Raw genomic sequence first — 15,107 nt, forward strand, 5'->3', positions numbered from 1 at the left:
CCAGGCCGGGCCACGACGCCGTCCCGGGGGTGCCGGAGCGGCTGTGGCGGATCGAGACGGAGCTGCACCCGAACGGTGGCGGGACGCTGCGGGACGCGGTCAACGACGCGGAGCGCCGCCTCAAGGGCGTGGAGCCCGCCTTGGGACGAGGTCAGGCAGCTGATGGTCGACGGGAAGGTCGACGTGGTGGTGGTCGCGGAGCTGGGGCACCTGCCGCCGGACCGGACCCCGCGGATCGAGGTCGCCGGCCGACCGGCCCACCCGTCGGCGGCGTCGGCGCCCAGGGGTCCGGTACCACCGCGCCGGCGGCAACCGGGGCGGGGCTGAGCCCGCCGCCGCGCCGCGGCCTGCTGGATCGCCCGTCGGGCCGGCCGGACCGGGGCTGCCGAGAGCCGTGGCGCGCCCGCCAAGGTATTGATCGTCATGATTCGTGCGCATTGCGGACGTGCTCGGGGTCACCGTACTGTCGCTGTCCCCGGCAGATATGGTGCGTCCTAACAATCGTTAAGGCGGACAGCTTGGCACCCCCTCGGAGGCAGGCATGGCTTCGGTGATCGTCAGCGGCGCGCGGACCCCGATGGGGCGGCTGCTGGGCAACCTCAAGGACCTCCCCGCGACCAAGCTCGGCGGCGTCGCGATCAAGGCGGCGCTGGAGCGGGCCGGCGTCGCCCCCGACCAGGTGCAGTACGTGATCATGGGGCAGGTGCTCCAGGCCGGCGCGGGCCAGATCCCGGCCCGCCAGGCGGCGGTCGAGGCGGGCATCCCGATGTCCACCCCGGCGCTGACCATCAACAAGGTCTGCCTCTCCGGCCTGGACGCGATCGCCCTGGCCGACCAGCTCATTCGGGCCGGCGAGTTCGACATCGTGGTGGCCGGCGGCATGGAGTCCATGACCAACGCGCCGCACCTGCTGCTCGGCCAGCGCGCCGGCTACAAGTACGGCGACGTCACGATCAAGGACCACATGGCCCTGGACGGCCTCACCGATGCCTGGGACTGCTGCTCGATGGGCGAGTCGACCGAGCGGCACGGGGCGAAGCACGGCATCACCCGCGAGGAGCAGGACGCCTTCTCCGCGGCCAGCCACCAGCGTGCCGCCGCCGCCCAGAAGAACGGTCACTTCGCCGACGAGATCACCCCGGTGATCATCCCGCAGCGCAAGGGTGACCCGCTGGTGATCAGCGAGGACGAGGGCATCCGTCCGGACACCACCGCCGAGTCGCTGGGCAAGCTGCGTCCGGCGTTCACCAAGGACGGCACCATCACCGCCGGCAGCTCCTCGCCGATCTCCGACGGGGCCGCCGCCGTGGTCGTGATGAGCAAGGCCAAGGCCAAGGAGCTGGGGCTGACCTGGCTGGCCGAGATCGGCGCGCACGGCAACGTGGCCGGCCCGGACAACTCCCTGCACTCGCAGCCGTCCAACGCCATCAACCACGCGCTGAAGAAGGCCGGCCTGGGCGTCGGCGACCTCGACCTCATCGAGATCAACGAGGCGTTCGCCGCGGTCGGCATCCAGTCCACCCGTGACCTGGGCATCAGCCCGGACAAGGTCAACGTCAACGGCGGCGCCATCGCGCTCGGCCACCCGATCGGCATGTCGGGCGCCCGCCTGGTGCTCACCCTGGCGCTGGAACTCAAGCGGCGGGGCGGTGGCACCGGCGCGGCCGCGCTCTGCGGCGGCGGCGGGCAGGGCGACGCCCTGATCATCCACGTGCCGTCCGGTGGTGAGTCCGCGCAGTGACCGACGAGCACAGCCCGGCCGCGGCCACCGGACCGGTGCGCCGCAGCCGGGACGTACCGATGCTGGTGGACCGGGCCCGCGCGGGCGACCCCCGCGCGGTGGCCCGGCTGATCACCCTGGTCGAGTCCGGCGACGAGGTGCTGCCGCAGGTCGCGGCGGCCCTCGCGCCGTACGCCGGGCACGCCCAGGTGGTCGGGTTGACCGGCTCCCCCGGAGTGGGCAAGTCGACCACCACCAACGAGCTGGTCCGGGCGCTGCGGGCGCGCGGCCACCGGGTCGGGGTGCTGGCCATCGACCCGTCCAGCCCGTTCACCGGCGGGGCGATCCTCGGCGACCGGGTCCGGATGCAGGACCACGCCACCGACCCCGGCGTCTACATCCGCTCGATGTCCAGCCGGGGCCACCTCGGCGGGCTCTCCGCGGCCACCCCCCAGGCGGTGCGGGTGCTGGAGGGCGCCGGCTGCGACGTGGTGCTGGTGGAGACCGTCGGCGTCGGGCAGGCCGAGGTCGAGGTGGCCTCCCTCGCGGACACCACCCTGGTGCTGCTCGCGCCGGGCATGGGCGACGCCATCCAGGCGGTCAAGGCGGGCATCCTGGAGATCGCCGACGTCTTCGTGGTCAACAAGGCCGACCGGGACGGCGCCGACGCCACCGTCCGCGACATCCAGGGCATGATCGCGCTCGGCGAGCGTGGCCCGGGGGAGTGGCGGCCGCAGGTGGTGCGGGCCATCGCCGCGCGCGGCGAGGGCATCGACGACATCGCCGCCGCGATCGACAAGCACCGCGACTGGCTGGAGCGCCACGGCGAGCTGCGCCGCCGGCGGGAGGCCCGGGCCGCCGCCGAGATCGAGGCGATCGCGCTGGGCACCCTCCGGGACCGGATCGGCTCGCTGCGCGACGGTACGCAGCTGCCGACGCTCGCCGCCAAGGTGGCCGAGGGCGCGATCGACCCGTACGCGGCCGCCGGTGAACTGCTGGCGCAGTTGGGCACCTGACGGTCGTCGTCCACCTAGTACGCTCGCACCGCCTCACCGAGCGCGTGGGGCCGGACGAACCTGGTGGGGAGAGCATGGCTGACGAGGCGACCCAGGAGCTGTCGGTGCTGCCGGACGCGGTGGCGGGCGGGGCGACGCACGTCTCCGACGAGGTGGTGGAGAAGATCGCGGTGGCCGCCGCGAAGTCGGTGCCCGGGGTGGCCGAGCTCGGCGGCGACGTGGCGCGCTTCTTCAACGCGGTGCTGGACAAGGTCGGCCTGGACCAGGTGGGCGACGCCCGGCGCGGCTGCTCGGCCCACGTCACCAACGGCGCGGCGGTGATCAACCTGGTCATCGTGATCGACGGTGGCCGGCCGGTGCCCGAGGTGACCGACGCCGTCCGCTCGGCGGTGACCGCGGCGGTCGAGGCGTACGGGCTGCGGGCCGATGAGATCAACATCCGGGTCGACGACGTGGCGCTGGGCGGGCCGGCGGTGCCCTCCGCCTGAGCCGAGGTTACCGGCCGGTACGCACATCCTTAGCGATCGTTCAGGCACCCGTTCTACACTCGGTCTTCAGTCGAGGACTCGAGGAGGAGCTCCGCGCATGGACGCTGACGAGATCGCCGCCGGCCGGGCCCGCTGGCAGGCCCGCTACGACGCCGCCCGCAAGCGCGACGCGGACTTCACCACGCTCTCCGGCATGACCGTCGACCCGGTCTACGGTCCGCCGGAGGGAGTGGCGTACCCGGGGTTCGAGCGGATCGGCTGGCCGGGCGAGTTCCCGTACACCCGGGGGCTCTACCCGACCGGCTACCGCGGGCGGACCTGGACCATCCGGCAGTTCGCCGGGTTCGGCAACGCCCAACAGACCAACGAGCGCTACAAGATGATCCTCGGCGCCGGTGGCGGCGGTCTCTCCGTCGCCTTCGACATGCCGACCCTGATGGGCCGCGACTCCGACGACCCGCAGTCGCTCGGTGAGGTCGGCCACTGCGGGGTGGCCATCGACTCGGCCGCCGACATGGAGGTGCTCTTCGACGGCATCGACCTGGCCGGCGTGACCACCTCGATGACCATCTCCGGCCCGGCCGTGCCGGTCTTCTGCATGTACCTGGTCGCCGCCGAGCGGCAGGGTGCCACGCTGTCCGCCCTGGACGGCACGCTCCAGACGGACATCTTCAAGGAGTACATCGCGCAGAAGGAGTGGCTCTTCGACCCGGAGCCGCACCTGCGCCTGATCGGCGACCTGATGGAGTACTGCGCCCGGGAGATCCCGAAGTACAAGCCGCTCTCGGTCTCCGGCTACCACATCCGGGAGGCCGGTGCGACGGCCGCGCAGGAGCTGGCGTACACCCTCGCCGACGGGTTCGGCTACGTCGAGCTGGGGCTCTCCCGCGGCCTGGACGTCAACGTCTTCGCCCCGGGCCTGAGCTTCTTCTTCGACTCGCACGTGGACTTCTTCGAGGAGATCGCCAAGTTCCGGGCCGCCCGCCGGATCTGGGCCCGCTGGCTGCGCGACGTGTACGGCGCCACCAGCGAGAAGGCTCTCTGGCTGAAGTTCCACACCCAGACCGCCGGCGTGTCGCTGACCGCCCAGCAGCCGGTCAACAACGTGGTCCGGACCGCCGTGGAGGCGCTCGCCGCGGTGCTCGGCGGCACCAACTCGCTGCACACCAACGCCCTCGACGAGACCCTGGCCCTGCCCACCGACGAGTCGGCCGAGATCGCCCTGCGTACCCAGCAGGTGCTGATGGAGGAGACCGGGGTGACCAACGTGGCCGACCCGCTCGGCGGCGCCTGGTACGTCGAGGCGCTGACCGACCGGATCGAGGCCGAGGCGGAGGAGATCTTCGCCCGGATCCGGCAGCTCGGCGGCGAGGGCCCGCACCAGATCGGCCCGATGACGTCGGGCATCCTGCGCGGCATCGAGGACGGCTGGTTCACCGGCCACATCGCCGAGTCGGCCTTCGTCTACCAGCAGGCGCTGGAGAAGGGCGAGAAGAAGATCGTCGGGGTCAACTGCCACACCGGCACGGTCGCCAAGGACCTGGAGATCCTGCGCATCTCGCACGAGGTCGAGCTGGAGCAGCGCCGGGTGCTGGCCGAGCGCAAGTCGGCCCGCGACGACGCCGCGGTCAAGGCCGCCGTGCAGCGCATGGTCGACGTCGCCCGTACCGGCGAGAACATGATCCCGGCCATGCTGGACGCGGTCCGCGCCGAGGCCACCCTCGGCGAGATCTGCGACGCCCTCCGCGCCGAGTGGGGCGTCTACCGCGAACCCGCCCGCTTCTGAGGCGTTAACAGGGGGCCCCTTCTCTACACGAGGCGTTAAGAAGGGGCCCTTCCTTGCACGCCGGGCGGGGTGGGAGTTGCGACTGTCGCCGTGGCGGCTGATCGGAGATCCGCGCGGCCCGTGCGAGACTAGATAACCATGAGCGACCCACGGATCACCTCGTCGATCTTCACCCGCGGCGCGGTCGACCTCAGCGCGCTGCGCGGCACCCCCGAACCCTCCCGCCCCACCACCCCGGCCCAGGCCGGTCCGCCCGCGGGCGTCCCCGGCGGCCCCACGCCAGCCGGCGGCGTGGCCGTGATCGACGTGACCGAGGCGACCTTCCAGTCCGAGGTGCTGGAGCGGTCGTTGACCACCCCGGTGGTCGTGGACTTCTGGGCCGAGTGGTGCGAGCCCTGCAAGCAGCTGTCGCCGGTGCTCGAGCGGCTGGCCGCCGAGGGCAACGGGGCCTGGGTGCTCGCCCGGATCGACGTGGACGCCAACCCGCGGCTCGCCCAGATGTTCCGGGTCCAGGGCATCCCGATGGTCTACGCGGTGGTCGGTGGCCAGCCGATCGACGCCTTCTCCGGGGTGGTGCCCGAGGCGCAGCTCCGGCAGTGGATCCAGGCCGTGCTGAAGGCCGGCGGCGTGAGCGTCGCCGAGCCCGAGGACCCGCGGCTCACCGAGGCCGACGACGCGCTGATGTCCGGCGACCTGGACGCCGCCGAGGCGGCGTACAAGAAGATCCTCGCCGAGAGCCCGGCGGACGCCGCGGCCGAGGCCGGCCTGGCCCAGGTCGGGGTGGCCCGCCGGGTGGCCGGCGCCGACCCGCGGGCCGCGCTCGCCGCCGCCGAGCAGGCCCCCGACGACGTCGAGGCCCAGCTCCTCGCCGCCGACATCGAGGTGCTCAGCGGCCTGGCCGAGCAGGCGTACGCCCGGCTCGTCGCCCTGGTCCGGCGGAGCGCGGGCGACGACCGGGAGAAGGTCCGCCAGCACCTCGTCTCGCTGTTCACCATCGCCGGCCCGGAGGACCCCGCCGTGGCGTCCGCCCGGCGGGCACTGGCCAGCGCGTTGTTCTAGGTTCGTAGCACGCCAGCGCGGGCCGGCGTTCCGGCCGGCCCGCCCCGACCACCGAGGACGGGAGCTCATGATGCGCCGGATCGCCGTCCTCGACGCGCCGACGAACCTCGGCCTGCGGCCGCCGACGTCGACCTCCGTCCCCGGCTGCGCGAAGGCGCCCGGCGCGCTGCGCGACCACGGGCTGCTCGCCCGGCTGCGGGCCCGCGACGCCGGCTGTCTCACCCCGCCCCGGTACGATCCCGGCGACTGGCGCCCCGGCGACGGCGTCTGCCACGCCCGGGAGATCTCGGGCTACTCGGTGGCGCTGGCCGACCGGATCGGCGCGATCATCGACCGGGGCGAGTTTCCGCTGGTGCTGGGCGGGGACTGTTCGGTGCTGCTCGGCTCGGCGCTGGCCATGCACCGGCTCGGCGAGGCCGTCGGCGGCCGGGTCGGGCTGGTCTTCGTCGACGGCCACTCCGACTTCCGCCACCCCGGCAACGCCTCGTACGTGGGCGCGGCGGCGGGCGAGGACCTCGCCCTGGTCACCGGCCGGGGCCAGGCCGACCTGGCGGCCATCGAGGGGCGACGCCCCTACTTCCGCGACATCGACGTGGTGGTGCTCGGCATCCGGGCGCAGGACGAGTACCGGCTGGACCTGCAGGCCGCCGGCATCACCACCCGGCCGGTGCCGGCGCTGCGCGCCGAGGGGGCGGCCCGCACCGCCCAGTGGGCGCACGAGCAGCTGGCCGACTGCGCCGGCTACTGGGTGCACATCGACGTGGACGTGCTCGACCCGGCGGTGATGCCGGCCGTGGACGCCCCCGACCCGGGCGGGATCGCCTTCGCCGAGCTGGAGATCCTGCTCGCCGGGCTGGTCGACACCCCGCACTGCCTGGGGGTCGAGCTGACCGTCTTCGACCCCGACTACGACCCCGACGGGTCGTACGCCGCCGAGATCGTCAACACCGTGGTGGCCGGGCTCGCGCCGGTCTCCGCACCGAGCGCGGTGCCGCCCCGGCTGCTGCCGCCCGGGCCCGTCTCCCCGGTGCCCCGGCCGGGCAACGGGCGGTCCGCCGAGCGCCCCGTCCCGCCCGGGCCGGCGGCCGTACCGGCCCCCGCCGTCGCCGTGGAGACGATCGGCCCCGCCGTGTCGGACCCCACCGACGACGTCGACCCGGTCGACCGGGACGGTGCCGGCCCGGAGGGCGACGATCCCGACCCGTCGGGATCCGACCTGCTGCGGCGGCTGCCGGTCGCCGAGGACGGGCCGGCTGATGACGCCGGTGCCGGGTCGCTGCGACGGGGTTCGAAGGCGGACGAGGGCAACGGGACCGGGGCGCTCGGGTCGTCGACGGGATCGGGCCTGCTGCGGCAGGTGACCGGGCGGGACGACGTGGCGGAGCCCGAGCCGGTCGGCCCGCCGGCCGCGGCCGGGCCGGGCCGGCTGCGCCGGGTGGCGGTCGAGGACGAACCAGCCGGGCCGGCCGGTGACACCGGCCCGCACCGCACCGGCGCCGACATCGCCTGACCTTCCCGCCCCCGCCACGCCGGCCGGCGGCCCCGTGAATGATCCTGCTCAATCGTCGATGTGGTGGTCTCCGAGCGAGTTCGAGGCCACTACATCCTGAATCGAGCGTGACCTTGCGAGTGGCCCGGGTGGCCGGGCGGCGCAGGTCGGCGGGGTGGGGCGAGGTCAGCGGAGGGCGTGGAGGAAGCGCTCGGCGATCGGGACCGCGCTGGACGTGCTGGAGCCGCCCTGTTCGACGAAGACGGCGAAGGCGATATCGCCCTGCCAGCCGACGAACCAGGCGTGGGTGTGCGCCGGGTTGTTGTCGTACTCGGCGGTGCCGGTCTTGCCGTACACCGGCTCGCCGGGGACGTCCTTCAGGGCGCTGCCGGTGCCGCTGGTGACCACCGCGCGCATCATCGTCTTCAACGCCGCCACGGACTCGGCCTTCAACGCCGGGCCGGCCGGGGCGGGCTTCGCGGGCGCGGGGTCGAGCAGCAGCTTCGGCTGCTCCCAGTGGCCCCGGGCCACGCCGGCGGTGGCGCCGGCCATGGCGAGCGGACTCACCACGGTGGTGCCCTGGCCGATCGCGGCGGCGGCCTGCTCGGTGGCCGAACCGTTGGCGGAGACCTTGCCGGTGAAGAGGTCCGCCCCGAGGTCCCACTGGCCCTCCAGGCCGAGGGTGCGGCCGGCCACGGCCAGCCCGTCCGGCCCCAACTTCGGCGCCAGCGAGACGAAGGCGGTGTTGCAGGACTTCGCGAAGTCGGTGGTGAACGGGACCGACCCCAGCTCGAAGTTGTCCGAGTTCTTGAACGAGCGGCCGTCCACCACCGTGGTCTTCGGGCAGTCGACAGTCGTCGTCGGCGTCACCGCGCCCTTGTCGAGCAGGGCGAGCGCGCTGACCATCTTGAAGGTCGAGCCGGGCGGCACCTGGGCGGTGAAGGCGAGGTTCTCGCCGGCCGGGCCGGGACCGTTCGCGGCGGCCAGCACCGCGCCGTCGCCGATCCGTAGGGCCACCAGGGCCGAGCGCCGGGACTCGCCGCGCAGCGCCGCATCGGCGGCGTTCTGGGTGGCCACGTCGAGGGTGGTCTTCAGCGGTTGGCCGGGCTTCGGTTCGGCGCGGAAGACCTCCACCCCCGTGGGGCCGGTGCTGCCGTCGGGCGCGGAGCGTTCGGTGACCACGGTCAGCCCCGGGGTGCCGCGCAGCCGGTCGTCGTACCGGCCCTGGAGACCGCCGTGGCCGACCAGGTCGCCGCGGACGTACTTGTCCGGGTGGGCCTGGAGGTCGTCGGCCTGGGCCGGGTCGACGGAGCCCAGCAGGGCCCGCGCGAACTCGCGGGTCGGGGCCAGGTCGAGCTTGTCGGCCTGGAACTTCGTGCCGGGCAGGTCGTAGATCCGTGGCTTGATCTGCCGGTACGCCTCGTCGCGCAGCGTCACCACCTCGACGAACGCGCCCGGTTCCGCGTCGGCGATGCGCTTGGGCAGGTCGGCCAGGTCGACCGGCGGGGTGAGCGCGGGCCGGATCGCCTTGAACGCGGCGTCGAGCTGCCGGACCAGGGCCTTCACGTCGGTGACCTCGCCGGGCTGCACGCCCACCCGGACCACCGCGCGAGGCGCGACGATCGGGGCGCCGGCGCCGTCGAGGATGCCGGCCCGGGGCGCCGGGTCGCGGCGCAGCGCCAGCCGGTCGCCCTGCTCCAGCTTCTCCTGGACGACGGCCGGCTCCCAGATCACCTGCCACTTGTCGTCGCCGCCGCGCTTGAGGCGTACCGGGCTCTCGTAGGCCCAGCGGGTGTCGCCCGGCAGCGTCCAGGTGACCTGGACCCGCGCGGTGGCCGTGTTTGCGGTGATCTTCGCGTCGCCGGCCCGCCTCAGCTCCGGTGGGCGGTCGGCCAGCTCGCCGGAGAGCGACCTGATCTCCTTCGTCACCTCGGCGGCCGGGATCTTGGCACCGGTCGCGTCGACGAAGCCGACCGCCTGAAGGTTGCCCGAGCGCCAGCCCTTCAGGAAGGCGTCGACACTCGCCTCCGGCCCGTCCTCGCCCGAGCAGCCGACCAGTCCGCCGGCCGCGAGCGCGGCGGCGGCCAGCGCCGCCAGGACCGGCCGGCGGGGGGAGAGGCGGCGGTGGACGGGGTACGACACGGGCATGAAGCTTTCCCTCCGGTTGGAAACTGCCCTGCACGCTAGTACGGCCGACCGCTCCCCACCGCCCCGCCAACGCCCGGAACCGGGCAAAGACCGGCACGTGGCAGTGTGATGAACATCCCCAGTCCGGGTACTCCGCGACCGGCCGACCACGTACCCGCAACGGGTGAAAGGACAGAGTCCCGATCCGGACGTCCGGCCAGTGGTCCGCCGACGAACGGACAGAGCGGCAGGGCCTAGGCTGGGCGGCAGAGTGACCCACAACGCGGTGGGTCGAGGGGAGTGGCACCGATGGACCGGCGTCCGGCGATCAAACCGGGACCCGACCTCCGGCAGGCTGACACCAGCCGGGACGATGACAGCTTCGATTCGGCGACCGACGGGGACGGTTTCAGCCGTCTCGACACAGGCACAACCGGGATGACCGGTTCCAGCATCGACACCCTCTACGACCTGGGCCTGCCGACGCAGGCGCTGGGCGAGGACACGGAGGACGCCGAGCTGGACGAGCCGGTGCCCAACGCGGAGCGCCTGGTCGCCCAGGCGGTCGCGCTGGCCGGTGAGGACCAGGACGCGGCGACCCTGGTCGGCCGCTTCTGGCGGTTCGCGCCCGACGAGGAGCTGATCGGCTTCACCGCCGAGGAGATGATCGAGGCGGCCCGGGCCCACCGGGACCTGGCCCAGCAGCGCGTACCGGGCGAGCTGAAGCTGCGCATCCACGAGCCGGACGCCGACCAGCACCACACGGTGATCGAGATCGTCACCGACGACATGCCGTTCCTGGTCGACTCGGTGACCGCGTTGCTCAACTCGCACCACCTCGACGTGCACCTGCTGGTCCACCCGCTGGTGGTGGTCCGCCGGGAGCCGCTGGGCCGGCTCACCGAGGTCTCCGCCGACGTGGAGCCGGACGACGCGATCGCCGGCGACCTGGTCGAGAGCTGGATGCGGATCGAGATCGACCCGGTCCGCGACCCGGCCGAGCGGGAGAAGCTGCGCCGGGAGCTGCAGCGGGTGCTCACCGACGTCCGGGAGGCGGTGGAGGACTGGCCCAAGATGCGGCAGCGGGCCCTCGCGCTCGCCGACGAGCTGGCCTCCGCGCGTACCTCGGACAACCGGCCGCCGGTGCCGGAGAAGGACATCACCGACTCGGTGGAGCTGCTGCGCTGGCTCGCGCACGACCACTTCACCTTCCTCGGCTACCGGGAGTACCGGCTGATCGACACCGACGGCGCGGACGGCGGCCAGGCCCTCGAGGCCGTCCTCGGCACCGGCCTGGGCATCCTCCGCTCCGACTCGCCGGAGGCTCGGGCGCTCTCGTCGATGACGCCGGAGGCGCACGAGAAGGTGCTGGAGAAGCGCCTCCTGATCATCACGAAGGCCAACTCGCGGGCCACCGTGCACCGCTCGGCCTACCTCGACTACATCGGCTTCAAGATCTTCAACGACGCCGGGGACGTGGTCGGGGAGCGGCGGTTCCTGGGCCTGTTCTCCACCGCGGCGTACCGGACCAGCGTGCAGGAGCTGCCGGTGGTCCGCCGCAAGGTCGCCGAGGTGCTGGACCGCTCGGGGCTGAGCCTGCGCAGCCACTCCGGCAAGGACCTGCTGCAGATCCTGGAGACCTACCCGCGCGACGAGCTGTTCCAGATCAAGACCGACGACCTCTACCACGCGGTGATCGGCGTGCTGCGCATGGCCGGCCGCCGCCAGTTGCGGGTCTTCCTGCGCCGGGACGGCTACGGGCGGTTCATCTCCTGCCTGATCTACCTGCCCCGGGACCGGTTCACCACCCAGAACCGGCTACGCATGCAGGACATCCTGTTGCGCGAGCTGAACGGCGTCGGAGTCGACTACACCACCCGGGTCACCGAGTCGATGCTCGCCCGGGTGCACTTCATCGTCCGGACCGACCCGGCCAACCCGCCCGGGGAGATCGACGCCGACCTGCTCGCCGAGGAGCTGGCCGACGCCACCCGGCTGTGGGACGACGACTACCGGCTGGTGCTGGAGCGCAAGCTCGGTGACGAGCAGGCCAAACACCTGTTCAGCCGGTACGCCGACGCGTTCCCGGAGGGCTACAAGGACGGGCACACGCCGTACGAGGCGATGAAGGACCTGGCCAAGCTGGAGCTGCTGGAGGAGCCCGGCCAGCTCGAGATGCACCTGTTCCGCAAGCAGCTCACGCCGCGCACCAACGGCGTCGGCCGCCCGGTCGAGACCGACGAGACGATGGACGTCCGGTTCAAGGTCTACCGGTACGGCGAGCCGATGATGCTCTCCGCCGTGCTGCCGGTGCTGCACTCGCTCGGCGTGCGGGTGGTCGACGAGCACCCGTACGAGGTGGAGCGGGTCGACGGCCGGATCTGGCTGTACGACTTCGGGCTGCAACTGCCCGAGGCGCACCAGGAGCTGGCCGAGGTCCGGCCGCACGTGGAGAACGCCTTCGCCGCCGCATGGCGGGGCGAGGCCGAGGTGGACGGCTTCAACGAGCTGGTGCTCCGGGCCGGGCTCACCTGGCGGCAGGTCGTGGTGCTCCGGGCCTACGCGAAGTACCTGCGCCAGGCGGGCACCGTCTTCTCCCAGGAGTACATGGAGCAGACCTTCATCGCGTACCCGAACATCGCCTCGCTGCTGGTGGAGCTCTTCGAGACCCGGTTCGCCCCGGGCGCGACCACGCTGGACGAGCGGCGGCAGCGCAGCGGCGAGCTGGTCAACGCCATCGGCGAGGCGCTGGACGAGGTGGCCAGCCTCGACCAGGACCGGATCCTCCGGTCGTACCTGACGTTGATCCAGGCCACCCTGCGGACCAGCTTCTACCAGAAGCCGGTCGGTGGGCGGCCCAAGTCGTACGTGGCGTTCAAGCTGGACCCGCAGGCCATCCCGGACCTGCCCGCGCCGCGACCCAAGTTCGAGATCTTCGTCTACTCGCCCCGGTTCGAGGGCGTGCACCTGCGGTTCGGGCCGGTGGCCCGGGGCGGCCTGCGCTGGTCCGACCGGCGGGAGGACTTCCGCACCGAGGTGCTCGGCCTGGTCAAGGCGCAGATGGTGAAGAACGCTGTGATCGTGCCGGTGGGCGCCAAGGGCGGCTTCGTGCTCAAGCAGAAGCCGGGCGACCGGGACGAGGCGGTGGCCTGCTACAAGGAGTTCGTCGGCGCGCTGCTCGACGTCACCGACAACATCGTCAGCGGGGAGATCGTGCCGCCCGACGACGTGGTCCGGCACGACGCCGACGACCCGTACCTGGTGGTGGCGGCGGACAAGGGCACGGCGACGTTCTCCGACATCGCCAACGAGATCTCCGCCGCGCACCACTTCTGGCTGGGCGACGCGTTCGCCTCCGGCGGTTCCGCCGGCTATGACCACAAGAAGATGGGCATCACCGCCCGGGGCGCCTGGGAGTCGGTGAAGCGGCACTTCCGGGAGCTGGGGCACGACACCCAGACCCAGGACTTCACCGTGGTCGGCGTCGGCGACATGTCCGGCGACGTGTTCGGCAACGGGATGCTGCTGTCGAAGCACATCCGGCTGGTGGCCGCCTTCGACCACCGGCACATCTTCCTCGACCCGGATCCCGACGCGGCCACCTCCTGGGACGAGCGGAAGCGGCTGTTCGACCTGCCCCGGTCGTCCTGGGAGGACTACAACCCGGAGCTGATCTCCGAAGGCGGCGGGGTGTACCCGCGTACCGCCAAGTCGGTGCCGGTCTCGCCGCAGGTGCGCGCGGTGCTCGGCCTGGACGACGACGTCACCCAGCTCAGCCCGCAGGAGCTGATGAAGGCCATCCTGACCGCACCGGTGGACCTGTTCTGGAACGGCGGCATCGGCACCTACGTGAAGGCGTCGACGCAGACCAACGCCGAGGTCGGGGACAAGTCCAACGACGCCATCCGGGTGGACGGCAAGGGCCTGCGCTGCCGGGTCGTCGGTGAGGGCGGCAACCTGGGCTTCACCCAGCACGGCCGGATCGAGTACGCCGCGGCCGGCGGCCGGATCTACACCGACTTCATCGACAACGCGGCCGGGGTGGACTGCTCCGACCACGAGGTGAACATCAAGATCCTGCTCAACACGGCGGTCGCCGACGGCGAGCTGGACCGGCCGGAGCGGGACGAACTGCTCGCCCAGATGACCGACGAGGTCGCCGAGCTGGTGCTGCGGGACAACTACGACCAGGCCCGGGCGCTCAACAACGCCCAGGCCCAGGCCGCCTCGCTGCTCCCGGTGCACCGCCGGATGATCACCGAGCTGGAACGGTCCGGCCAGCTCGACCGGGCGCTGGAGGCGCTCCCGCCGGACGAGGAGATGGCGGTCCGGACCGAGACGGGGCTGACCGCGCCGGAGTTCGCGGTGCTGCTCGCGTACGTGAAGATCGTGCTGGAGCGGGAGATCGTCGGCGAGGGCCTGGCGGACGAGGAGTGGACGACCGACATCCTGGTCAACTACTTCCCGACGCCGCTGCGCGAGCGGTTCGCCGGCCGGATGGGGCAGCACCGGCTGCGCCGGGACATCGTCACCACGGTGCTGGTCAACGAGGCGATCAACCGGGGCGGCATCTCGTTCGTCTTCCGGGTCGTCGAGGAGACGGCCGCGTCGGCGGCGGACGTGCTGCGCGCGTACGTGGTGGTCCGCGAGGTGTTCGGGCTGCGCGACCTGTGGCAGGCGGTCGAGTCGCTGGACGCCGGGGTCTCGCCCGAGTTGCAGACCAGCCTCTACCTGGACACCCGGCGGCTGCTCGACCGGGCCGTGCGGTGGCTGGTCACCAACCGGCGCTCGCCGATCGACGTGCCGGGGGAGATCGCCCGGCTGCGCGACGGGGTGGCCCGGCTCCTGCCGGACCTGGAGCACCTCTTCTACGGCACCGAGCGGGAGGCGATCGCCGCCCACATCGACTCGCTGACCGAGAAGGGGCTGCCCCGGGACCTGGCGGAGCAGGCGACCCGGCTGATGTACAGCTTCGGCCTGCTCGACGTGGTGGAGACCGCCCAGTCGACCGGCCGGGACGTCAGCGAGGTGGCCTCGGTCTACTTCGTCCTCTCCGACCGGTTCCGGGTGGACGCCCTGCTGTCGAAGATCTCGCTGCTGCCGCGGGAGGACCGCTGGCAGACGCTGGCCCGGATGGCGCTGCGCTACGACCTGTACGCCGCGTTGGCCGCGCTCACCGCGGAGGTCCTCGGCTCCACGGCGGACAGCCTTCCGCCGGTCGAGCGGGTGCAGGAGTGGGAGCAGGCGAACGCCACGTCGATCCACCGGGCGCACCGGGCGATGGGGGAGTTCGACGAGTCCCGCGCCGACCTCTCCGCCCTGTCGGTGCTGCTGCGGCAGATCCGCACCCTGGTGCGGACCTCGGCGGCCGCCTGACCCGTACCTACCTACGCACACCGGCGCGGCCCGGTGGTCGGTCATC

7 protein-coding genes and 1 pseudogene are annotated in these 15,107 nt (G+C 72.7%); 7 read left to right on the forward strand and 1 reads right to left on the reverse strand.

Annotated features, from left to right (window positions below; all coding sequences use genetic code 11):
* The first annotated feature begins 541 nt into the window (after positions 1-541).
* The 6 genes and pseudogenes from EFE23_RS06975 to EFE23_RS07000 form a co-directional block, all read left to right on the forward strand.
* Positions 542-1,741 (forward strand): acetyl-CoA C-acetyltransferase, encoded by a 1,200-nt coding sequence (locus EFE23_RS06975; RefSeq protein WP_123240067.1) that lies wholly within the window; start codon positions 542-544, stop codon positions 1,739-1,741.
* 59 nt (positions 1,742-1,800) lie between these two features.
* Positions 1,801-2,736, forward strand: a complete 936-nt coding sequence (meaB, locus tag EFE23_RS06980; RefSeq protein ID WP_204335078.1) for a methylmalonyl Co-A mutase-associated GTPase MeaB — start codon at positions 1,801-1,803, stop codon at positions 2,734-2,736.
* 74 nt (positions 2,737-2,810) lie between these two features.
* Positions 2,811-3,224, forward strand: a complete 414-nt coding sequence (locus EFE23_RS06985) for an Asp23/Gls24 family envelope stress response protein (protein ID WP_123240069.1) — start codon at positions 2,811-2,813, stop codon at positions 3,222-3,224.
* A 97-nt stretch (positions 3,225-3,321) separates the two neighbouring features.
* A complete protein-coding gene (gene icmA, locus EFE23_RS06990) occupies positions 3,322-5,010 on the forward strand; it encodes a coenzyme B12-dependent isobutyryl-CoA mutase large subunit (RefSeq protein ID WP_123240070.1) in 1,689 nt (562 codons plus the stop codon).
* A 138-nt stretch (positions 5,011-5,148) separates the two neighbouring features.
* Positions 5,149-6,069: a tetratricopeptide repeat protein gene (locus EFE23_RS06995; RefSeq protein WP_123240071.1), complete on the forward strand. Its 921-nt coding sequence runs from the start codon at positions 5,149-5,151 to the stop codon at positions 6,067-6,069.
* A gap of 67 nt (positions 6,070-6,136) precedes the next feature.
* Positions 6,137-7,237: pseudogene (locus tag EFE23_RS07000) on the forward strand (arginase family protein); the annotation flags it as partial.
* Between the two features lie 507 nt (positions 7,238-7,744).
* Here the strand turns inward: EFE23_RS07000 and EFE23_RS07005 are convergent.
* On the reverse strand, positions 7,745-9,706 hold the full coding sequence (locus EFE23_RS07005; protein ID WP_123240072.1) for a penicillin-binding transpeptidase domain-containing protein: 1,962 nt from the start codon (positions 9,704-9,706) through the stop codon (positions 7,745-7,747).
* Between the two features lie 288 nt (positions 9,707-9,994).
* Here EFE23_RS07005 and EFE23_RS07010 point away from each other — a divergent pair, with 288 nt between their 5' ends.
* Entirely contained in the window at positions 9,995-15,061 is a 5,067-nt protein-coding gene (locus EFE23_RS07010; protein WP_123240073.1) for an NAD-glutamate dehydrogenase, read from the forward strand.
* Positions 15,062-15,107: the final 46 nt, after the last annotated feature.

It is taken from the genome of Micromonospora solifontis (assembly GCF_003725545.1).
In the GTDB taxonomy this organism is placed as follows: Bacteria; Actinomycetota; Actinomycetes; order Mycobacteriales; family Micromonosporaceae; genus Micromonospora; species Micromonospora solifontis.